Origin of the sequence: Streptococcus humanilactis, from assembly GCF_019448275.1 — a bacterium.
GTDB classification, from domain to species: Bacteria; Bacillota; Bacilli; order Lactobacillales; family Streptococcaceae; genus Streptococcus; species Streptococcus humanilactis.
Genome location: NZ_JAHXBZ010000002.1, coordinates 79,558 through 98,637, shown reverse-complemented (window position 1 = coordinate 98,637; position 19,080 = coordinate 79,558). Strand labels below are relative to the sequence as shown.

Annotated in this window: 21 protein-coding genes and 1 pseudogene; 11 read left to right on the top strand and 11 right to left on the bottom strand. The window is 38.9% G+C overall.

What is annotated here, in order from left to right:
* Positions 1 to 2 precede the first annotated feature (2 nt).
* The 8 genes from KV696_RS04720 to nrdR form a co-directional block, all read right to left on the bottom strand.
* Entirely contained in the window at positions 3 to 644 is a 642-nt protein-coding gene (locus KV696_RS04720; protein WP_219967010.1) for a hypothetical protein, read from the bottom strand.
* Complete coding sequence (locus tag KV696_RS04715) at positions 637 to 1,428, bottom strand: hypothetical protein (protein ID WP_173225648.1); 792 nt, start codon at positions 1,426 to 1,428, stop codon at positions 637 to 639. Before KV696_RS04715 ends, KV696_RS04720 begins: the two co-directional genes overlap by 8 nt.
* A 138-nt stretch (positions 1,429 to 1,566) precedes the next feature.
* Positions 1,567 to 1,902, bottom strand: a complete 336-nt coding sequence (locus KV696_RS04710; protein ID WP_219967056.1) for a hypothetical protein — start codon at positions 1,900 to 1,902, stop codon at positions 1,567 to 1,569.
* Positions 1,903 to 1,985: 83 nt separating this feature from the next.
* On the bottom strand, positions 1,986 to 3,296 hold the full coding sequence (gene der / locus KV696_RS04705) for a ribosome biogenesis GTPase Der (protein ID WP_001207696.1): 1,311 nt from the start codon (positions 3,294 to 3,296) through the stop codon (positions 1,986 to 1,988).
* Positions 3,297 to 3,309: 13 nt separating this feature from the next.
* Positions 3,310 to 4,023 carry an NADPH-dependent oxidoreductase gene (locus KV696_RS04700; RefSeq protein ID WP_219967009.1) on the bottom strand — a complete coding sequence of 238 codons (714 nt, stop codon included), beginning with the start codon at positions 4,021 to 4,023 and terminating at the stop codon, positions 3,310 to 3,312.
* Positions 4,020 to 4,916, bottom strand: a complete 897-nt coding sequence (gene dnaI / locus KV696_RS04695) for a primosomal protein DnaI (protein WP_173304511.1) — start codon at positions 4,914 to 4,916, stop codon at positions 4,020 to 4,022. The genes KV696_RS04700 and dnaI overlap by 4 nt, the downstream gene beginning before the upstream one ends.
* Positions 4,917 to 6,086: a DnaD domain protein gene (locus tag KV696_RS04690; RefSeq protein WP_219967008.1), complete on the bottom strand. Its 1,170-nt coding sequence runs from the start codon at positions 6,084 to 6,086 to the stop codon at positions 4,917 to 4,919. It lies immediately after the preceding gene.
* Entirely contained in the window at positions 6,087 to 6,560 is a 474-nt protein-coding gene (gene nrdR, locus KV696_RS04685) for a transcriptional regulator NrdR (RefSeq protein ID WP_001203672.1), read from the bottom strand.
* 139 nt (positions 6,561 to 6,699) lie between these two features.
* On the opposite strand from nrdR, the gene KV696_RS04680 reads away from it, so the two are divergent.
* The 3 genes and pseudogenes from KV696_RS04680 to KV696_RS04670 all read left to right on the top strand — a co-directional run.
* Positions 6,700 to 7,065 carry a GntR family transcriptional regulator gene (locus KV696_RS04680; protein WP_023943799.1) on the top strand — a complete coding sequence of 122 codons (366 nt, stop codon included), beginning with the start codon at positions 6,700 to 6,702 and terminating at the stop codon, positions 7,063 to 7,065.
* A gap of 4 nt (positions 7,066 to 7,069) precedes the next feature.
* Entirely contained in the window at positions 7,070 to 7,765 is a 696-nt protein-coding gene (locus KV696_RS04675) for an ABC transporter ATP-binding protein (protein ID WP_004256110.1), read from the top strand.
* Between the two features lie 24 nt (positions 7,766 to 7,789).
* Positions 7,790 to 8,548, top strand: a pseudogene (locus KV696_RS04670) (hypothetical protein); the annotation flags it as partial.
* Positions 8,549 to 8,628: 80 nt separating this feature from the next.
* Here KV696_RS04670 and KV696_RS04665 read toward each other — a convergent pair.
* Positions 8,629 to 9,492 (bottom strand): helix-turn-helix domain-containing protein, encoded by an 864-nt coding sequence (locus KV696_RS04665; protein ID WP_004249316.1) that lies wholly within the window; start codon positions 9,490 to 9,492, stop codon positions 8,629 to 8,631.
* Positions 9,493 to 9,590: 98 nt separating this feature from the next.
* Here KV696_RS04665 and KV696_RS04660 point away from each other — a divergent pair, with 98 nt between their 5' ends.
* The 5 genes from KV696_RS04660 (at position 9,591) to gggC (ending at position 16,461) form a co-directional block, all read left to right on the top strand.
* A complete protein-coding gene (locus tag KV696_RS04660) occupies positions 9,591 to 10,829 on the top strand; it encodes a caspase family protein (protein ID WP_219967007.1) in 1,239 nt (412 codons plus the stop codon).
* A 12-nt stretch (positions 10,830 to 10,841) separates the two neighbouring features.
* A complete protein-coding gene (locus KV696_RS04655) occupies positions 10,842 to 11,930 on the top strand; it encodes an N-acetylmuramoyl-L-alanine amidase family protein (RefSeq protein WP_219967006.1) in 1,089 nt (362 codons plus the stop codon).
* Between the two features lie 375 nt (positions 11,931 to 12,305).
* The gene (locus KV696_RS04650; RefSeq protein ID WP_219967005.1) at positions 12,306 to 13,544 is read left to right on the top strand and encodes a caspase family protein; all 1,239 of its coding nucleotides are present in this window, start codon (positions 12,306 to 12,308) and stop codon (positions 13,542 to 13,544) included.
* Positions 13,545 to 13,556: 12 nt separating this feature from the next.
* The gene (locus KV696_RS04645; RefSeq protein WP_023943805.1) at positions 13,557 to 14,639 is read left to right on the top strand and encodes an N-acetylmuramoyl-L-alanine amidase family protein; all 1,083 of its coding nucleotides are present in this window, start codon (positions 13,557 to 13,559) and stop codon (positions 14,637 to 14,639) included.
* Between the two features lie 274 nt (positions 14,640 to 14,913).
* Positions 14,914 to 16,461 carry a streptosactin export ABC transporter GggC gene (gene gggC / locus KV696_RS04640; protein ID WP_219967004.1) on the top strand — a complete coding sequence of 516 codons (1,548 nt, stop codon included), beginning with the start codon at positions 14,914 to 14,916 and terminating at the stop codon, positions 16,459 to 16,461.
* Between the two features lie 51 nt (positions 16,462 to 16,512).
* On the opposite strand, the gene KV696_RS04635 is transcribed toward gggC, so the two are convergent.
* Both KV696_RS04635 and KV696_RS04630 read right to left on the bottom strand, forming a co-directional pair.
* Positions 16,513 to 17,208, bottom strand: a complete 696-nt coding sequence (locus KV696_RS04635; protein WP_219967003.1) for an LrgB family protein — start codon at positions 17,206 to 17,208, stop codon at positions 16,513 to 16,515.
* The gene (locus tag KV696_RS04630) at positions 17,205 to 17,579 is read right to left on the bottom strand and encodes a CidA/LrgA family protein (RefSeq protein WP_219967002.1); all 375 of its coding nucleotides are present in this window, start codon (positions 17,577 to 17,579) and stop codon (positions 17,205 to 17,207) included. The genes KV696_RS04635 and KV696_RS04630 overlap by 4 nt, the downstream gene beginning before the upstream one ends.
* A 282-nt stretch (positions 17,580 to 17,861) precedes the next feature.
* On the opposite strand from KV696_RS04630, the gene KV696_RS04625 reads away from it, so the two are divergent.
* From KV696_RS04625 to trxA, 3 genes are all read left to right on the top strand, one after another.
* Positions 17,862 to 18,242 (top strand): MarR family winged helix-turn-helix transcriptional regulator, encoded by a 381-nt coding sequence (locus tag KV696_RS04625; protein WP_219967001.1) that lies wholly within the window; start codon positions 17,862 to 17,864, stop codon positions 18,240 to 18,242.
* Positions 18,243 to 18,341: 99 nt separating this feature from the next.
* Positions 18,342 to 18,563 (top strand): DUF4649 family protein, encoded by a 222-nt coding sequence (locus KV696_RS04620; RefSeq protein WP_000570255.1) that lies wholly within the window; start codon positions 18,342 to 18,344, stop codon positions 18,561 to 18,563.
* Between the two features lie 15 nt (positions 18,564 to 18,578).
* The gene (gene trxA, locus KV696_RS04615) at positions 18,579 to 18,893 is read left to right on the top strand and encodes a thioredoxin (RefSeq protein WP_001029581.1); all 315 of its coding nucleotides are present in this window, start codon (positions 18,579 to 18,581) and stop codon (positions 18,891 to 18,893) included.
* The last annotated feature ends 187 nt before the right edge of the window (positions 18,894 to 19,080 follow it).

Genomic DNA, 19,080 nt, shown 5'->3' with positions numbered 1-19,080 from the left:
GTTTATCCTTTCTTAAATTTCTCTTCCAAGCGACTAACAATCAACATAACTAATAAACTTAAGAGTCCTAAATACACTGTTACAATATGATCCATCATCCATTCTTGTCCCACAAATGCTAAAAAATAGAGAAAAAAGGAAAAACCAGCGCCCGCACTAATAAGTGCTATCAGATAAGACAGTAGTAAGTACAACATCATTAACTGAGCAAATAAAAAGAAAAGTGCGACTGTTTTGAAATGAATTCCTAGAGGAAGTAAACCAAGGAACCAGACAACTAAATCTTGAATAAAAAATTTAGAGATGACAACCAATCGTTTCCTTGTATAATCGAAAAAGGAGCTTGATTGATAGCGAATCAAGTGATGGTAATGGTCTGCCAAATCACTTTCAAGTAAAATGACAGAGAGCCATCCTACCATGAAAATAGAAAGGTTTAACAAGAGTTTGGGGATTTCTAAATTCACTTCAGAATAGTCATTATAGGAAAAGATTGAAATCAATTCTCTCTTAAAAAAGAGAAAAACATCCTGCTTTTGAACCGCTGTTGACAATAGATAGTTGGTCAAAATCATCATCAGAACTATACGAAGTAGTAAAACAATCTTTCTCTTTAGCAAAATATTGTTAAAATTCTTAAACATTATCTTCATATTTTTCAAGCACCATATAAGGGACAATATAAAGGATATAAGGAGTAAAGAGTTTCATCAAACTTACATCCCCATAGCTAGCTTGCATCAAACTCGTCATAGGAACCATATAGTATGGCAAGATACTATAGAGCAGCATAGAACCAAGCCAAAGAAACATCAAATAGGCAATTGCCGAACGAGTCACATTCCCTAAATAATCAACTATTTTTAAAAAATAGACCGTATTGATGAAGATACCGATTAGAAGGACACACATAAAAAACAAATAACTTTTTATTTCTCCATCTAGAAGCCTTTGTAAACTACTTCCATCAGAAAATAGAGAATTCCATTCCAGAGGAGAAAAAGTCCCAAAGAAATAGGTTATGATTGCAATTATCAGCACAGTCACTAAATATATCACACAAGGGATACTTGCAACTTGAAAAGTCAACTTTCTTTTTAACCCTTGATAACTCACTTCTCTTCCAATACTCAATCGTAAAACTTTATTTTTCAGCTCAATATATTGAAAACCTAGCAAAGAAATGATGATTGGAATAATAAATGATTGATAAAAGCCTAGATTGAACTGGAGAATACGAAAATCTAAAGCTGATTTTAATAAGTCATTTTTAATTGCTTGTCCATCGAATTGGGCTAGGTCAGGCGCATGAATATCAAAAAAGAAATAAGTCATCAAAAAATCACGATACACCAAAGCAAGGAAAATCAAAGTAAGCAGGACATAAACAAATTTATTCCTTGCTAAAGTTAAGAGAGGAATCTTCATAAGCCACCTCCTACAAATAGAAAGTAATATAATACTCAATGAAAATCAAAGAGCAAACTAGGAAACTAGCCGCAGGCTGTACTTGAGTACGGCAAGGCGACGTTGACGTGGTTTGAAGAGATTTTAGAAGAGTATAAATCAATGCCTTCCACCTTTAGACTTTCCTAGTTCTCGTCTCAAGCGAAGCATTTTTTTGAAAAAGATATAGGTTAACCAAGAACTGGAAAAAGCAATGAGTAGTAATAATGGCCAAATCCCCCAAGACTTGATGTCTGCCACATTTCTCAATAGGATATTGAAAAACAGGACTGAAAAAACTGTCCAAGCAAGGCTAAAAAGAGCATAGAGGGTGATGTAAATCCAGTAAAAATAGTAAAAAATTGGGAAAAATTTACTATCTCTGTTGGCCTTTTCAATCCAGCTGAAAAAGTAAAAACAGGGTAATAAGATTAACAATTTAAAAAAATGTTCCATCATCAACACCTCTTTTTGATAGCGTTTTCTTCAACTTCATTCTATCAAAAAAATCTGGAAATGTCATTCCAGATTCTACTTTTTTATTTACGTTTTCTTGCGATGAGATGGATTGGTGTTCCTTCAAAGACAAAGGCCTTGCGGATTTGATTTTCCAAGAAACGCAGGTAAGAAAAGTGCATAAGTTCTTCTTCATTGACAAAGATGACAAAGGTTGGTGGTTTGGTTGCCACTTGGGTCGCGTAGAAAATCTTAAGTCGTTTTCCTTTGTCTGTCGGTGTTGGGTTAATGGCAATAGCATCCATGATTACATCGTTCAAGACAGCTGATGGAATACGTGTGTTTTGACTTTCGCTGATTTGCTTGATCATCTCAGGAAGTTTGTGGAGACGTTGCTTTGTCAAGGCTGATACAAAGATAATCGGTGCGTAAGGCAGGTATTGGAACTGCTCACGAATATCTTCTTCCCAGTTTTTCATAGTATGGTTGTCTTTTTCAAGTGTATCCCACTTGTTGACCACGATAATCATCCCTTTACCAGCTTCATGGGCAAATCCTGCGATACGCTTGTCGTATTCACGGATACCTTCTTCCGCATTGATGACCATCAAGACCACATCTGAGCGGTCAATCGCACGCATGGCACGCATGACAGAGTATTTCTCGGTATTTTCATAAACCTTACCAGACTTACGCATACCAGCTGTATCAATCATGGTAAACTCTTGGCCATCTGTATCTGTAAAGTGGGTATCAATGGCGTCACGCGTTGTTCCAGCAACTGGACTGGCAATGACACGGTCTTCTCCCAAGATAGCATTGATCAAGCTTGATTTTCCGACGTTAGGACGACCAATCAAGCTAAACTTAATGACATCTGGATTTTCTTCTTCATATTCATTTGGAAGATTTTCTACGATGGCGTCTAGCACATCCCCTGTACCGATACCATGGACAGATGAGATAGGCAATGGTTCACCCAAACCGAGGGCATAGAAATCATAGATATCATTTCGCATCTCAGGGTTGTCCACCTTGTTCACTGCGAGGATAACTGGTTTGTGGGTCTTATAAAGCTTACGGGCTACGTATTCGTCTGCATCAGTAATTCCTTCCTTACCGGACACGACAAAGACGATAACATCTGCTTCTTCCATGGCAATTTCTGCCTGGTGCTTGATTTGTTCCATGAAAGGAGCATCGACATCATCAATTCCTCCTGTATCAATCATGCTAAAAGAACGATTGAGCCACTCACCCGTTGCATAGATACGGTCACGTGTCACTCCTTCGACATCTTCTACAATGGAGATTCGCTCACCAGCGATCCGATTAAATAGGGTTGATTTCCCAACATTGGGACGTCCTACAATGGCAATAGTTGGTAGGGCCATAATTTCTCACTTTCTACAATAACTTCTTCTGTTCAAGATTTTTTCTAGTTGAGTTTGGTTCTGCTTGACCAAACTGTTCTGCTAGGCGCTGACTCCAGCTTGTGGTCGCACGTGCTCCAGCATAGTCCGCCTGTACACGGTTATAAGCTTCGATTGCATCAGTTGACTGTTCTCGGTATTCTTCCTCAAACACCACTTGATTCAATGGCAAGCGAGGTTTGACTTCATGTTCTTCATTTGGTATTCCTAGTGCCATCCCAAAGACAGGATAGGTGTAGTCAGGCAGGTTAAAAAGCTCTGCCACTTCTTCGGACTTGTACCGTACCAAGCCAATGATGACACCTCCATAGCCCAAACTTTCAGCTGCCAGCAGGGCATTTTGACCAGCAAGAGCCGCATCGACTGAACTAATCAAGATACCTTCTACACCTTGAGGTTGGAAGGTATCCGTATGAAGCTGGGCTCCCTTTTCCGCTCGGTTCAAATCTCCGACAAAGAGAAGGAAAACAGCTGACTGGCGAATGGCTTCTTGAGGCACCAATTCATACAAGGCATCTTTCTTTTCTTGACTTCGTACTACAATCACAGAGTAGGATTGGAAATTCTTCCAAGACGAGGCCATTTGGGCCGATGTCAGAATTTCAGTCAAGTCTTCCTGAGGAAGGGATTGCTCCTTAAACCTGCGCACTGAAGTATGAGCCTTCATTAATTTGATTGTTTCTGTCATCGACGGTTTACTCCTTCTAAACGAGTCTCCTCAGCCAAATAACGGATACGTTCCATGACCCGTCTGGCTTCCCAGGTTTCGTCATTTCCATGTTTCCCTTTAGCAAAATGCTTCTCCAAATCTTCAAAGTCGAAGTTGGATGTGAAAAAGGTCGGTAAATCTTCCTGCATCCGATATTGGAGAATGACTTGTAGGATTTCATCCCGCACCCAAGCTGTTGATTGCTCGGCACCAATATCATCTAAAATCAGGACTTCAGAAAGCTTAATCTCATCCACCAAGGTCTTAACATTGCCATCACCGATAGCATTTTTGACATCTATGACAAAGCTAGGATAGTGGAGAAGAGTGGATGAAACACCACGTTTTTCTGATAAATCATGGGCTAGGGCAGCCACCATGAAACTTTTACCCACACCAAAATCTCCATATAGGTAAAGACCTTTTCGAATAGCTGGATATTGCTCCACGAAGGCTAATAACTTTTCAAAAACTGGCAAGCGACCCAAATCATCCAAGTCTACTTGAGCCAAACTAGCTTTCCTGAGACTGGCTGGCAGATTGATTAACTTGAGACGGTTCTTAATAGCCGCTTCTTTTTCAGCCGCGATTAGTTCTGGAGTTTCTTCATAAGAAACGTCCGCATAGCCATGATTCATAACCAAAATAGGCTTGTAGCCTTTGGCAATATAATCCGTATCACCACGGAGAAACTTGTCACGCTCGGTGATGTACTGATTAAACTTGGAGATACTGCGATTTAATTCCTCTGGAGTAAGGGATTCTTGCTGGATAAAGGCCGCAACATCAGGATCCTTCATGATTTTCTGGACCAAATCTTGATAATGAAAACGGCTAGGTTGACGTTTGAGTACGTCTCCGACACTTTCCATCTAATCTCCTCCTTTTTCTAATCGAGCTAATAGTTCTTGTTTCTTACGTTCTAATTCCAGACGAGTTTCCTCGCTGGTTTCATTCTTATAATCTGGGTTGCTCCACTTGGGTACATTGGACTTGGCAGGACTCGGTTTACTGCTTTTTTGAGCCTGATTCTTCTGCCCTCGCTCACGGATGCGCAAGACTGCCTCTTCTGCCGAATGTATCTTTTGATAGGCATAGTCATTGGCTACCTTCATGGCATATTTCTCATTGATATTTGCCGAATCCACCTTATTAAAGGTCAATAAGAGAATGATATTAATAACTTCGTCCAGCAAGCCCAAGCCAGCCATCTGTTGCAAGAGTTCTCTTTCTGTTTGGGTAATGGTCCCCTTGCGTGTTTGCTTGATTTCTGCCAGGAACTGCAAGGCCGTTTTACTTTTGGCTTCCTTGATAATGGTTGCTTCCTTAGGACTAAAGTCAGAGGAAATCGGTTTTTGAGCGATTTTTTCCCGCATGCGTTTGGTTGAAATAATCTGGGAAACAGCTGTTGACTTGGCCAATTGATAAGTTTCAAACCAAGTCCACTTTTTCTCCTCGGCAATGGCAAAGAGGTTTAAGACATCGGACTGCTCATCCGCAAAGCGAAGGCCATCTCTAGCCATCAGCTGACGAAAATGATCTAAGTCAAAATCGTTGGCCACTTTCTTCTTGAGACCAAGGTCTTCTTGACTTCCTAGTTCTGCCAAATCTGGAAAGACTTGATTGAGTGAGATAGGTATTTCTTCTCCCTCAGCACTCTCAACTTTCAAATTCTCCACAGCTGCATCGCCAATCTTTTTCTCCAAAAGTCTGCGATAAACAGGATGTTCCAAGAAGTCCTGACTCGAAAGTGGAGCATGGATAACTATCTGATAGGTATCACCCTTTTGATAGAGGGTCAAGAGATTGAAAGCAGATAGGATTTTCAGGGATTTTATCAGTCTATCCATCCCAAAGTTGAGATGGTTAAGAATGCTTGAAAAAAGATATTCCTTTCTGCCATTATCCCAAAAACTGATTGTATAAAGATAAAGGCTCAGTGCCTCCTGACCGATAATCGGGAGGTAGCACTGTACCAGAGATGAGGTATCTTGCGACACCCGATTATTCTTTAGATAAGAAAAACGGTCAATTGGCTTCATTTATCTTTCCTTTTTCTTTTTAGAGGACTGGGTGATTTGTTGGAGCAGGCTCTCTAACTCACTGACATCCTTAAAACTACGATAGACACTGGCAAAACGTACATAGGTAATCTCGTCCAGTTCAGCCAACTCCTCCATGACGAGTGAACCAATGTCCTCACTTTGAATTTCATTTTCATTTCGACCACGGAGTTTCTGTTCGATACGATTGACTACCATGTTGATTTCATCACTTGACACAGGACGTTTCTGGGCTGAGCGGATAATCCCATTAAAGATTTTATCTCTGGAGAATTGTTCCCGTGTGCCATCTTTTTTAACAACCACTAAGGTTCTTTCTTCTACTCGTTCGTAGGTTGTAAAACGGTGCTGGCATTCGTCGCACTCACGTCTTCTACGAATGGTGTTCCCTTCTTCTGCTTGGCGACTATCGATAACACTTGACTTGGTAGCCCCACATTTTGGACAACGCATCCTTTCCCTCCTTATCGTTTTCTTTTCATTATACCATTTTTTAAGCGATTCCCAAAACAATTCTTCTTTTTGCTTGACAAGTTTTTTGTTTTGTTGTATTATTTAATTAAGACAAAGAGATAACAGAAAGGAGAACAAGATGTCCTGGACATTTGACAATAAAAAACCCATTTATTTACAGATTATGGAGAAAATCAAGCTTCAGATTGTCTCCCATGCACTGGAACCCAATCAACAACTTCCAACCGTGAGGGAGCTGGCTAGCGAGGCGGGTGTCAATCCAAACACCATCCAAAGAGCCTTGTCAGACCTCGAACGAGAAGGATTTGTCTACAGCAAGCGCACAACTGGACGATTTGTAACTGAGGATAAAGAACTGATTGCCCAATCACGCAAACAATTATCGGAAGAAGAATTGGAACACTTCGTTTCCTCCATGACCCATTTTGGCTATGAAAAAGAAGAACTACCAGGCGTAGTCGGCGATTATATTAAAGGAGTTTAAGCCTATGTCATTACTAGCATTTGAAAATGTATCCAAATCTTATGGAGCAACCCCAGCCCTTGAAAATGTTTCCCTTGACATCCCAGCTGGAAAAATTGTTGGTCTCCTTGGACCAAACGGCTCAGGGAAAACAACCTTGATTAAACTAATCAATGGCCTCTTACAACCAGATCAAGGACGCGTCCTTATCAACGACATGGACCCAAGCCCAGCAACCAAGGCTATCGTAGCTTATTTGCCGGATACGACCTATCTCAATGAGCAAATGAAGGTCAAAGAAGCCCTAACCTACTTCAAGACCTTCTATAAAGATTTCAATCTGGAACGCGCCCATCATCTACTTGCAGACCTAGGAATTGATGAAAATAGTCGTCTCAAGAAATTATCAAAAGGGAACAAGGAAAAGGTACAACTGATTTTGGTTATGAGCCGTGATGCTCGTCTCTACGTTCTGGACGAACCTATTGGTGGGGTGGATCCAGCAGCCCGTGATTATATCCTCAATACCATCATCAACAACTACTCCCCAACTTCTACCGTTTTGATTTCTACCCACTTGATTTCTGATATCGAGCCAATCTTGGATGAAATTGTCTTCCTCAAAGATGGAAAAGTCGTTCGTCAAGGAAATGTAGATGATATTCGCTATGAGTCAGGTGAATCCATTGACCAACTCTTCCGTCAGGAATTTAAGGCCTAAGCAAAGGAGATTATTATGTTTTAGAATTTAGTTCGCTACGAATTTAAAAATGTTAACAAGTGGTATTTAGCCCTTTACGCTGCCGTGCTAGTCCTTTCCGTCCCCATAGGAATGCAAGGACACTACTATTCTTATGTATCTTTCAAAGATAGTCAACCTTTCCTATTTATCTTTCTGGCTCTCGTCTTTGGTGGCTTGATAATTACACTGGGGATTTCAACTCTTTTCTTAATCATTAAACGCTTCAAAGGTAGTGTCTATGACCGCCAAGGCTATCTGACTTTGACCTTGCCAGTTTCTGAGCACTATATCATCACTGCTAAATTAGTCGGAGCCTTCATCTGGTCTATACTTAGCTCGGCTGTACTGGCTCTAAGTGCTTTTCTTATTGTGACTATAACGGTTCCAGATTGGATGTCACATTATGACTGGTTCCCACTTGTAGGAACATACCTTCCTAAACTCTCTCTTGTGGGGTTATCCTTCCTGCTTAGTACAATCTCAGGAATCCTCTGCATTTACTTGGCCATTTCTATTGGACAACTGTTCAATGAATACCGTACAGCACTCGCTATTGTAGCCTACATTGGAATCCTAATCGTCATTGGATTTATTGAAGTCTTCTTCAATACCAGTGCTAACTTCTATGTCAATTCACTTGCAGGATTTAATGATAATTTCTATATGGGAACAAGCATAGGTATTGTTGAAGAACTCATTTTCATAGCTATCTTTTATCTCGGAACCTACTATATCTTGAGAAACAAGGTTAATTTGCAATAGTTTCATAATCAAAAAGGATAACATCTCATCACAGAGAGGCTATCTTTTTTTCTTTTATCTCATTTTCTGTCTAACTTTATTTAAAAAACAAATCCTTTTAAATCTGATTTAAAGGTCTTGTTTAATTTCTCTATTGTGACACTATCATTATATTCCTTACATATTCTCATAGCTTTGGAACATTCTTTTTTACCTAACTCTACTTGATTCGTTTTTATAAGATAAATACCTTTTAAAAAAAGCAAATAAGTCTTTTCAAAATAATATCCTTGTCTGGTCAGTAAATTTTCTAAATCATCTATAAAAAATTGAGCGCTATCTAACAAATTATTTTTTAATAATAATTCTAAATTAAATAAATATAAAGGAATTACTCTATGTGTTCCCATATCTGTTTTTAAAAAATGTCGTGTTTTCTTGATTACCGCTCTATATAGTAAACTTATGGTTTTAGTGTTCATAAAAAACACCGAATTATAGAAAATTTTCAGTTCATACTCCATCCAATTATCTACAGAAAGCAAATACTTTATTAACTCATTACATTTAGATGCATTGTAAGGAAGGTTTGCAAGGCGATTAATCTGTTGTTCAGCAATCAACTTTATGTGACAATTGCATAAACTTTTTTCCTGCTTTTGTTTTAGTTCTATTTTCTTTATTAGTTCTTGTAACAAAATGATATCTGAAGAGTTTACAGCATGTTCTAGTTCTTCAAAAAAACATTCTTTTTTAGAATAATAGCAATGAACTAATTCTTCAAATTCCGAAAATGATATCCCCAGGCGATTTAATAACATGTAAAAATGATCAATAGATAATTTTGTAATCCCATTTTCGAAACGAGAAATAGTTGACTCACTAATCTTATCACAAGCCAAATCTTTAAGACGAAAATTTTTTGAAATACGAATATCCTTTAAAACTGCTCCAAAATTTTCCATACTATTCCTCTTCCATTTCTGCAAAAAATAAAACCTGTTTTTTTATTTGTGATATGATTATGATTATACAAAAATAAAACAGAAAGGACAATATGATTATGAAAAAAATTTTATTGTCATCAGTTGCTTTACTGAGCCTAGTGACATCACTATCAGTAAATAGTCCAGTTTCTGCTCAAGAATCTATTTCTCCCAAGGCTTATAGTCACTCTGACGGCAGTTGGATTCAATCGAATGGCCGTTGGTGGTATAAACATTCTGACGGTTCTTACACTAAAAACGGGTGGGAAAAGATCAATGAAACCTGGTACTATTTTGATAGTGAAGGTTGGATGAAAACAGGTTGGTTTAATGAGCATGGAAATTGGTATTATCTAGATGATAGTGGTGCTATGAAAACAGGCTGGTGTTTGATTTCTGGTAGTTGGTACTATTTAAATACTAGCGGTGTCATGCAAACTGGCCTACAGACTATCGAAGGACAACAATATTATTTAGCTGATAGCGGTGCTATGCAGACAGGTTGGCACAATATCGGAGATGATACCTATTTCTTTGCCACTAGTGGAGCAAGACAAACGATTAATCGCCGTGCTTTAGTTCTTGGTGAAACATCAACGAGAGCAGTACCTATCGAAGATGTTAATGCTATGGAGAAGGTTTTCAGTAACCAAAACTTTAGTAAAGTTGTTCGGTTCCCAGATAAAACTAAGTCCGAGATTATTGCAAAAATGCAAGAGCTTTTCAAATCTTCTAGCGAAAGCGATGTGAACTACCTTTACCTTACTTGTCATGGTGGAGAAGATGGGACGATAGCCATTGGTAGCGATAAAACATCATTTTCAGGTTGGGAATTAGCATCCATACTGAAACAATACAAAGGTAAGTTTGTTGTTATGCTGGATTGTTGCTATTCAGGAACGATTATAGATGTAGATAAGCCAAACAAAAAGGTTGCCTCCAAGTCTGAAAAAAGATTTGATGATCAAGCATTTTTGGCAGGATTTTCAACAGGAGATATAGCAAGCAAGAATGGCGAAATGCTTGATTCTAAATTCCTCGTACTATGTGCCTCTTGTATGGGTGAAGAATCGTATAGTGCGGTCGGAGTAGGTAGTCTTGCCACTAGATACTGGGCAATGGGTACAGGTTGGGATCCACTTCAAAATAGAATGATTTCGCCTATGGCAGACACCAATACTAACGGAAAAATTACTTTAGAGGAACTGTATCAATACTCTTATCCTCTAGTCCTTGAAGCTGCATCACAAATTCACGAAGAGCAACATGTATCAGTTTATCCAAAAAACAGTCAATTTGTTTTATTCAAAAAATAAGGAGTTCATAAAATGAAAATATCACAAAAAATCACACTATTTAGTTTGTCATTGGCAGGGTTGGCTATGTTTATTCTTCCTCAATCTGCCAAAGCTTTTGAGCTACAAGAGGTATGGCGTATTAAGGGTGGTGTTCAATATCAAGATGGTAAAATTCTTCGATTTAACAATGGCCATGACATAGATATCAAAGCCTTGGATTTGCCAACAACTGAGAAAATCGAGTGGAAAGTTACTTTAGATGGTCAAGACCAGACTGTCAATTTCCTAGCTCAAGAAGTGGATAGATCCAATATCGGTGAAGAAGGACGTTACCTGAATTTCTATGTTCCATATGGCTATAGAGGAGATATCAAGGTAGAGGCCAAGAGCGGAAATGAGGTGAAGACCTGGTCCACTAAAGTGGTTGATGATGTATATCATGACGGTGGAAAGAGAGGCTACTACCATATTAAAGAATCTAATGATCAATACACCTACCTTGATACCAAATGGGACTATCAAACCAAGACTTATACTGCCACCTTACCAGAGACTGTCAATGGTCAAAAAGTTTTTGCTTGGGCAGAGGAGTCTGGTGGTATGAAACTTGTAAAACCAGGAGTTATCAGTCATTCCTACAAGGGGGGAGGAGCCTTCAGAACACTTTATCCGATTGTAAAAGCAGAAAGCTGGCTAAATCGAAAAAATAGTGACGATGAAACCTGGTACTATCAAAAACAAGGTCAATTAGTTCAAAATTCTTGGGTTAAGGACAATGGAAGCTGGTACTTTATGAATGATAAAGGTGTCATGTTCAATCAAACTTGGCTCTATCAAGGTGGCAACTGGTATGCCTTTAAACCATCAGGAGCCATGATTGCTAGTGATTGGCTATATGATAATCACTCTTGGTATTACCTAAAAGACTCAGGTGCTATGGCAACAGGCTGGCTCAAAGATAGTGGCTCTTGGTATTACCTAAGCAATTCAGGTGCTATGGCGACTGGTTGGGTAAAAGATGGCGGTCAGTGGTACTATCTTGCTTCAACTGGTAAGATGCTTCACAACACCTATACACCTGATGGTTACTATGTAGATGCCAGTGGCGCTTGGAAATAAGCTAAAGTATACATTTTATTCCATCAGCTATTAGTGCACCTGCTCAGACTAAATGTTATCAGAACTACAAGAAAAATCTATTTAATAATACAAAAAGCGAATCGAAACAACAAATTCTGTTTTGTTCGCTTTTTGTATTCTATTCGAGAAATTATGGAAAAGAACCTCTCCTACTTATTAGACTTTTATTCAGTCAAAAACATAAGAAAGGCACAGAGATGCAAGACAATTATACTACAAAAGGCAAGCACTTTAAAACTGCTCCAAAATTTTCCATAGTATTCCTCTTCCATTTCTGCAAAAAATTAAACCTGTTTTTTTATTTGTGATATGATTATGATTATACAAAAATAAAACAGAAAGGACAATATGATTATGAAAAAAATTTTATTGTCATCAGTTGCTTTACTGAGCCTAGTGACAACACTACCAGTAAATAGTCCAGTTTCTGCTCAAGAATCTATTTCTCCCAAGGCTTATAGTCACTCTGACGGCAGTTGGATTCAATCGAATGGCCGTTGGTGGTATAAACATTCTGACGGTTCTTACACTAAAAACGGGTGGGAAAAGATCAATGAAACCTGGTACTATTTTGATAGTGAAGGTTGGATGAAAACAGGTTGGTTCAATGAGTATGGAAATTGGTATTATCTAGATGATAGTGGTGCTATGAAAACAGGCTGGTGTTTGATTTCTGGTAGTTGGTACTATTTAAATACTAGCGGTGTCATGCAAACTGGCCTACAGACTATCGAAGGAAAACAATATTATTTAGCTGATAGCGGTGCTATGCAGACAGGTTGGCACAATATTGGAGATGATACTTATTTCTTTGCTAGTAGTGGAGCAAGACAAACGATTAATCGCCGTGCTTTAGTTCTTGGTGAAACATCAACGATAGAAGTACCTATCGAAGACGTTAATGCTATGGAAAAGGTTTTTAGTAACCAAAACTTTAGCGAAGTTGTTCGGTTCCCTGATAAGACAAAAGCTGAGATTATTGCAAAAATGGAAGAACTTTTCAAATCTTCTAGCGAAAGCGATGTGAACTATCTTTACCTTACTTGTCATGGAGGAGAAGATGGGACGATAGCCATTGGTAGCGATAAAACATCCTTTTCAGGTTGGGAATTAGCATCTATACTGAAACAATACAAAGGTAAGTTTGTGGTTATGCTGGATTGTTGCTATTCAGGAAAAATTATAGATGTAGGTAAATCAGATGAAAAGGCCGTCTCCAATTCTGAAGAAAGATTTGATGAACAAGCATTTTTGGCAGGATTTTCAACAGGAGATCCAGCAAGTAAGAATGGTGAAATGCTTGATTCTAAATTCCTCGTACTATGTGCCTCTTGGAAAGGTGAAAAATCGTATAGTGCAGTCGGAGTAGGTAGTCTTGCCACCAGATACTGGGCAATGGGTACAGGTTGGGATTCACTTCAAAATAGAATGATTTCGCCTATGGCAGACACCAATACTAACGGAAAAATCACTTTAGAGGAACTGTATCAATACTCTTATCCTCTAGTCCTTGAAGCTGCATCAAGCAGTAATAAGGAGCAACATGTATCAGTTTATCCAGAAAACAGTCAATTTGTTTTATTCCAAAAATAAGGGGTTAAGAAAATGAAAGTATCAAAAAAAATCACATTATTTGGTTTATCTCTAGCAGGTTTAGCTTTACTAGCTTTCCCTCATTCAGGAAAGGCCTTCGAATTGAAAGAAGAATGGGTTGTCAAGGGTGGTATTAAGTATCAAGATGGCAAAATTCTTCAATTTGACAATGGCAATGAAGTAGATATCAAAGTATTGGATTTGCCAAAAACTGAGAAAATCGAGTGGACGGTTAGTCTCAATGGTCAAGATCAAACTGTCAATTTCCTAGGTCAAGAAAAGGACAAGTCTATGATGGGTGTAGAGGGGCGTTACCTGAATTTCTACGTTCCTTATGGCTATAGAGGGGATATCAAGGTAGAAGCCAAGAGTGGAAATGAAGTAAAGACCTGGTCCACTAAAGTAGTAGATGATGTATATAATGACGGTGGAAAGAGTGGTTACTTCCGTATTGACGAATCAAATGATCAACACACCTACCTTGATGCAAAATGGGACTATCAAACTAAGACCTACACTGCTACCTTACCAGAGACTGTCAATGGTCAAAAAGTCTTTGCTTGGGCAGACGACTATGAAGAATTGAAACTTCAAAAACCAGGAGTTATCAGTCATTCCTACAGGGGGGCAGGAGCCTTCAAAATACTTTATCCGATTCTAAAAGCAGAAAGTTGGCTAAAAAAGAATTACAGTGAAAGCTGGTACTATCAAAAACAAGGGCAATTAGTTAAAAATGCTTGGGTTAAGGACAAGGGAACTTGGTACTTTATGAATGATAAAGGAGTCATGTTCAATCAAACTTGGCTCTATCAAGGTGGCAACTGGTATGCCTTTAAATCATCAGGAGCTATGATTGCTAGTGACTGGCTATATGATAATCACTCTTGGTATTACCTAAAAGACTCAGGTTCTATGGCGACAGGTTGGATCAAAGATAGTGGATCTTGGTATTATCTAAACAACTCAGGTTCTATGGCAACAGGCTGGGTAAAAGATAGTGGATCTTGGTACTACCTCGCTTCATCAGGTAAGATGCTTCACAATACCTACACACCAGATGGCTACTATGTAGATGCCAGTGGCGCTTGGAAATAATCTAATGTACACATTTTATTCCATCAGCTATTAGTGTACCTGCTCAGACTAAATGTTATCAGAGCTACAAGAAAAATCTAGATGATAATACAAAAAGCGAATCGAAACAACAAATTCTGTTTTGTTCGCTTTTTATTTAATCTGTTACATTTTGACATTGTCATTTAATTGTATATCCACCAAAAATTATATTTTTATATGAAGTATTTGAGATAAAGGAGTATAATGACTTTAAAACTAATTACATGTATATCGATAAGGAGGTCAACTCTTTATGCTGAGAAGATTTGTTACTAAGAAACACCTCATACTTTACTTCTTTTCTATTGCCGTTACCTGGCTGGAAGCGATTATCACACCAGCCCTTGTTCAGAACATTGTTGCTAGTTTTACCAATCAAGAACTAGGCCTTCTTTGGAAAGTTTTGATTTTGGGAATCCTTGGAAACCTCATTCTATTACTAGGCTTAGCTGGGAAACGCTATTACTACGCCCGTTTGATTACTGACTTTAAATATGGAATCAAGAGTGCTATTTTCAAGCGATTTTTAAGCAGTTATGAGATTGATGAAAAGGATATTTTGTCTGACCTAGAAAACGACGTCAAGCAACTAGAAGAAAGCTATATCGAGCCAACCGTCATCATCATTTCTTCTCTTGGTTTCACCACTGTGTCCATTCTCTATGCCTTGTGGACCAATTTTTACTTAGGCTTGATTTTCATCCTCTTCTACTCCTTTCCTGTACTCTGCAGTGCTATCGGATCAAAGCGCTTGGATTCACTTTCTGAAAAGCGGTCAACTGTTAACCAGAGCTACTTATCAAGCTTGACAAATTTTATTGGTGGCAGCCAACAAATTCGCCATTATCAGGGGCAAGACTACTTTTTTGCTCGCTATCAAAAGCAATTACAAACCAGTCTAGATACCGAAATTAACTATGAAAAGCAACGAACTTTAAACAGTCTCTTAATCAATAGCATCGATGCCTTTTGTTCTGTCACACCTATCGTCATCGGTGGCTTTATGACCTACTATAATTATTTAGATGCGGCGAGTTTTGTGGCCATCTATCTGGTTTCCCATAATATCGGTTATCAATTCCAAGAGTTGGCTTACTTTACCAACACCCGAAAAGCGAATAGAACTCTTCTCAACAAATACCAAAAACTTTTGGGCCAGTCTAACTTCATCTCGCCTAGAAGCATAGAAAATATTTTCCCTATCCAGCTTAACACCATCTCCCTAGAAAAAGATGGGAATAGCCTCCTGTCTCCGATTTCCATGTACATCAAGCAAGGAGAAAAAATTGCCATTATCGGGGAAAGTGGCTCTGGTAAGACAACCCTGCTCAATATCATTCATGGAGAAGAGACACCGACAAGTGGACAGATTAGCTTTGCTGGTCAGAACCTGTCACGTCAAGAAATCACAAGCTTTAGTTCCTATATCCTCCAAGATAGCCATTACTTTGACACGCTATCTCTGGAAGACAATATCCTTCTAGGACTGGATAAAAATCCAGAGACTTTAAATCATATCCTCAAAAAAACAGGTTTAGAACATTTGAAAAATCGAACGCTCAGTAATGATAGTCTGTCTGGTGGCGAGAAACAACGCCTAGAAATCGCCCGCGCCCTCTACCATGACAACCAACTCATCTTAGCAGATGAAATCAAGGCCAATCTTGACTCGGAAAATAGCAGAAAAATTAGCGACTTGCTCTTCTCCCTACCTCAAACGGTTATTGAAGTCATTCACCACTACACAGAAGAAGACTTAAACCACTACGATCAAGTCATTCACCTAAGAAAAGAAAAGTAATACTCTATAACATACGATTTGAAAAAGCAAGGAACCCGAATTCCTTGCTTTTTAACTCAATATCAAACTGGCTACAATAGGGCTGACAAAAACATAGAGAATACCGGTGACACCGATAGCCAAACCACCCATGGCTCCTGCTACAGAACCGTATCGAAAGGCTGTTCCCGTTCCGACAGCATGACCTGTTCCTCCAAGGGAAAGACCAACAGCTACTGGGTCATCAATTTTCAACCACTTCAAAATGGTTGGGCCGATAACACTGGTTAAAATCCCAGTTGCCACTACAACCACCAAGGTCACAGTGGTCAGACCTTGCAATTTTTCTGTAATTCCCACTGCCATAGCGGTTGTCACTGACTTAGGAAAGAGAGAAATGGCTAGGAAAAAGTCCATGCCAAAGATTTTAGCCACAAGGGCTGTGAAAGAGGTATTAACCACTACAGCTAACAGACTTCCAAAGAGAATACTACGAGCATGGTGCTTCATCAAGTGAAAACTCTTGTAAAGCGGAATCCCTAGAGCCACGGTCGATGGGACAATCAAGTTATTCAGATAAACCCCACCTTGGTAGTAATCTTGGTAAGAAATCCCCGTCACCTTTAGAAAGATAATAATGAAAACAGCTGACAAAAGCAAGGGCGTTGTCAATGGATGAGGAAAACGTCTGTAAATCAGCATTCCCACTAGATAAGCTAGGATAGACAGGGCAAGCCCGAACAGGGGATTAGAAACAAATTCACTCATTTGGTATCTCCTTTCTCATAATCTCCCTCAAATCGTCTCTTGATAAACTGAACCACCAAGGCAATAAGGATAATATTAATAACAGCCGCAAAAAAGACAATCAAAACAATTGACAAAAGATAGGGAGCAATCACATCAAACTTTTCCATAATTCCCACTGCTGGTGGTAAAAAGAGAATGGTCATATTGGCCAGCAAGAAATTCCCGACCATGTTGACATGCCTTGTTCTCAGCCACTTGAATTGTAGGGCTAGAAAGAGAATAATCAAACCGATAATACTGCCTGGTATGGGCAAATGAAAGAAACTGGAAATCCCCTCTCCGATTAGAGAAATCACAAAGAGGATCATTAATTGAACATATAATTTCATCCTAAACTCCACGAAATAGACTTCTTGCATACCAGTTTACTCTTTTTTCAGAAAATTTCAAGGAAATACACAAGAGTCGATGAAAGTTTAAGAAGAAAGGGGATACAGGCAATTGAAGACTAGCATAAACAGGCGTGATTTAGGATAAAAGATTTCATCGTCCTTCTTGCCAGCATTCTTGAAAAGTAGTATAATTATTGCATGCGCAATCATCTTGTGATGCAGAGACTGTCCGTTAATGGACATTCTTCTATTTATAACTCTCAAAAGAAAGGAGATACTATGACCTATTTGGAAAAATGGTTTGACTTCAATCGGCGTCAGAAAGAAATCGAAAATCTCTTGGAAGAGATCATTGCCCAGCAGAGTGACCAAAGTCTGACCTTGAAAGAGTTTTACCTGCTCTACTATCTGGACTTGGCCCAAGAAAAATCTCTACGCCAGATTGACCTACCAGACAAACTTCATCTGAGCCCAAGCGCTGTTTCTCGGATGGTGGCTCGCTTGGAAGCTAAAAATTGCGGTCTACTCAGTCGCAGGTGTTGCGATCAAGATAGACGCTCTAGCTTTATCTGCCTGACAAGTGATGGGCAAAAGACACTGGCCTCTCTACAAAAGGCTGTCGAAGAAAGCTTGGAAACAGGTTTGGATTTCTTGCTTTAAGATGATTTTGGAAAAAAGTTGCGTGCGCAATCATTTTTCTTGACATTCTCTTTTACAAGGAGTAAAATAAAGTCATCATTAAACAAAGGAGTTTTTAAAATGATTGAAATTACCTATCTAGATGCCAGCAAGAACGAAAGAACTGTGACTTTCGAGTCTTATGAAGATTTTGATCGTTCGCAACAAGCTTGCCTTATCGGCGTCGCAGACTACTACCCAGTCCAAAAATTAACTTACAACGGTCATGATTTGGACTATCATGGGACTTACGGAGATATCTTCTTCTATCTCAAGAAACAAGATTTAAGCCAATATAACTAAAAAAGGAGAAATACAATGGCAAAAGCAATTACAGATGCAACATTCGAACAAGAAACTAAAGACGGTTTGGTCTTGGTAGACTTCTGGGCAACTTGGTGTGGTCCATGTCGTATGCAAGGTCCAATCTTGGACAAATTGTCTGAAGAGCTTTCAGAAGATGTTTTGAAAATCGTTAAAATGGACGTTGATGAAAATCCAAACACAGCTCGTGCCTTTGGAATCATGTCTATCCCAACTCTTCTCTTCAAAAAAGACGGCCAAGTTGTCAAACAAGTTGCTGGTGTTCACACAGCAGAACAAATCAAGGCCATCGTTGCTGAATTGAGCTAATCAAACGAGAGACCAAGTACTTGCTTTGGTCTCTTTTTTCTTGCCCTTTGCTATTTTTCAAAAAATATGCTAGACTGTAAGTAGAATATTACGATGTTTGGGACATGCCATCGCTAAAAAAAACCTCTACTTGGTATTTTTTAGCTCCCTCAAGGGAGCTTTTTGCGTGCTCTGAACATTTCCCATT

Excerpts from the sequence above, each read along its gene's own strand:
- KV696_RS04660 (WP_219967007.1), top strand. The coding sequence starts at position 9,591 with ATGAAAAAAATTTTATTGTCATCAGTTGCTTTACTGAGCCTAGTGACA.
- KV696_RS04700 (WP_219967009.1), bottom strand. The coding sequence starts at position 4,023 with ATGACAGAAACAATCAAATTAATGAAGGCTCATACTTCAGTGCGCAGG.
- KV696_RS04665 (WP_004249316.1), bottom strand. The coding sequence starts at position 9,492 with ATGGAAAATTTTGGAGCAGTTTTAAAGGATATTCGTATTTCAAAAAAT.
- KV696_RS04630 (WP_219967002.1), bottom strand. The coding sequence starts at position 17,579 with ATGAAATTATATGTTCAATTAATGATCCTCTTTGTGATTTCTCTAATC.
- KV696_RS04625 (WP_219967001.1), top strand. The coding sequence starts at position 17,862 with ATGACCTATTTGGAAAAATGGTTTGACTTCAATCGGCGTCAGAAAGAA.
- KV696_RS04710 (WP_219967056.1), bottom strand. The coding sequence starts at position 1,902 with ATGGAACATTTTTTTAAATTGTTAATCTTATTACCCTGTTTTTACTTT.
- KV696_RS04680 (WP_023943799.1), top strand. The coding sequence starts at position 6,700 with ATGTCCTGGACATTTGACAATAAAAAACCCATTTATTTACAGATTATG.
- dnaI (WP_173304511.1), bottom strand. The coding sequence starts at position 4,916 with ATGGAAAGTGTCGGAGACGTACTCAAACGTCAACCTAGCCGTTTTCAT.
- KV696_RS04715 (WP_173225648.1), bottom strand. The coding sequence starts at position 1,428 with ATGAAGATTCCTCTCTTAACTTTAGCAAGGAATAAATTTGTTTATGTC.
- KV696_RS04645 (WP_023943805.1), top strand. The coding sequence starts at position 13,557 with ATGAAAGTATCAAAAAAAATCACATTATTTGGTTTATCTCTAGCAGGT.
- KV696_RS04620 (WP_000570255.1), top strand. The coding sequence starts at position 18,342 with ATGATTGAAATTACCTATCTAGATGCCAGCAAGAACGAAAGAACTGTG.
- gggC (WP_219967004.1), top strand. The coding sequence starts at position 14,914 with ATGCTGAGAAGATTTGTTACTAAGAAACACCTCATACTTTACTTCTTT.
- KV696_RS04690 (WP_219967008.1), bottom strand. The coding sequence starts at position 6,086 with ATGAAGCCAATTGACCGTTTTTCTTATCTAAAGAATAATCGGGTGTCG.
- KV696_RS04650 (WP_219967005.1), top strand. The coding sequence starts at position 12,306 with ATGAAAAAAATTTTATTGTCATCAGTTGCTTTACTGAGCCTAGTGACA.
- nrdR (WP_001203672.1), bottom strand. The coding sequence starts at position 6,560 with ATGCGTTGTCCAAAATGTGGGGCTACCAAGTCAAGTGTTATCGATAGT.
- KV696_RS04635 (WP_219967003.1), bottom strand. The coding sequence starts at position 17,208 with ATGAGTGAATTTGTTTCTAATCCCCTGTTCGGGCTTGCCCTGTCTATC.
- KV696_RS04720 (WP_219967010.1), bottom strand. The coding sequence starts at position 644 with ATGTTTAAGAATTTTAACAATATTTTGCTAAAGAGAAAGATTGTTTTA.
- KV696_RS04655 (WP_219967006.1), top strand. The coding sequence starts at position 10,842 with ATGAAAATATCACAAAAAATCACACTATTTAGTTTGTCATTGGCAGGG.
- trxA (WP_001029581.1), top strand. The coding sequence starts at position 18,579 with ATGGCAAAAGCAATTACAGATGCAACATTCGAACAAGAAACTAAAGAC.
- der (WP_001207696.1), bottom strand. The coding sequence starts at position 3,296 with ATGGCCCTACCAACTATTGCCATTGTAGGACGTCCCAATGTTGGGAAA.
- KV696_RS04675 (WP_004256110.1), top strand. The coding sequence starts at position 7,070 with ATGTCATTACTAGCATTTGAAAATGTATCCAAATCTTATGGAGCAACC.